Raw genomic sequence first — 653 nt, forward strand, 5'->3', positions numbered from 1 at the left:
AACCAGCTATCTCCAAGTTCGTTTGGAATTTCTCCGCTACCCACACCTCATCCCCGCACTTTTCAACGTACGTGGGTTCGGTCCTCCAGTGCGTTTTACCGCACCTTCAACCTGGACATGGGTAGATCACATGGTTTCGGGTCTACGACCACTTACTCATTCGCCCTATTCAGACTCGCTTTCGCTACGGCTCCGTCTTTTCAACTTAACCTCGCAAGTAATCGTAACTCGCCGGTTCATTCTACAAAAGGCACGCTATNTACTGGTTCACTATCGGTCACTAGGGAGTATTTAGCCTTGGGAGATGGTCCTCCCGGATTCCGACGGAATTCCTCGTGTTCCGCCGTACTCAGGATCCTCCTAGGTGCCAGTCAAATTTTGTCTACGGGGCTTTTACCCTTTCTAGCAGACCTTTCCAGGTCCTTCGACTATTTCACTGGACTACCATATCGGAGTCCTACAACCCCAAGAGGCAAGCCTCTTGGTTTGGGCTTTTCCCGTTTCGCTCGCCGCTACTCAGGGAATCGAATTTTCTTTCTCTTCCTGCAGGTACTTAGATGTTTCAGTTCTCTGCGTCTACCTCTAATCAGCTATGTATTCACTGAAAAGTAACATCCTATAAAAGATGCTGGGTTCCCCCATTCGGAAATCTC

General features: G+C 49.1%; 1 rRNA gene. It reads right to left on the minus strand.

Annotated features, from left to right (window positions below):
• Positions 1-653: ribosomal RNA gene (locus RV00_RS15950) — 23S ribosomal RNA — on the minus strand; the annotation flags it as partial.

The organism is Enterococcus devriesei (genome assembly GCF_001885905.1).
In the GTDB taxonomy this organism is placed as follows: Bacteria; Bacillota; Bacilli; order Lactobacillales; family Enterococcaceae; genus Enterococcus_A; species Enterococcus_A devriesei.